This is a genomic window from Gluconobacter sp. Gdi (assembly GCF_014132155.1).
Lineage (GTDB): Bacteria > Pseudomonadota > Alphaproteobacteria > Acetobacterales > Acetobacteraceae > Gluconobacter.
In genome coordinates this window covers 1-243 of record NZ_BLJQ01000101.1, presented here as the reverse complement: position 1 = coordinate 243, position 243 = coordinate 1, and the positions used below count along the sequence as shown (strand labels likewise).

At 60.1% G+C, this 243-nt stretch carries 1 protein-coding gene; it reads right to left on the bottom strand.

Annotated features, from left to right (window positions below; all coding sequences use genetic code 11):
* Positions 1 to 243, bottom strand: a 243-nt coding sequence (locus JN414_RS16665) for a hypothetical protein (RefSeq protein WP_202208902.1), incomplete at both ends; no start/stop codon positions are given.

The window sequence follows — 243 nt, the reverse complement described above, 5'->3', positions numbered from 1 at the left end:
GACAGGATCGATGACAAAGGCCGGCGCGGCTGGCTTGACCTCAGAGGCTGGCGTCGTCTCCAGACGGCGTTCGTCCCGGAAATTCACATCTGCGGTCAGGGTAGCAAACTGCCCCTGGCCAATGGTGAACTGGATCTGCGAAACAAAGCCGCCTGTTCGGGTCAGCACGCTACCCGCCAGATATTCCAGAAAGGTCAGGCTGCGGAACGTCGTGCCGTTGACGATCTGATTGCAGACCCCGAC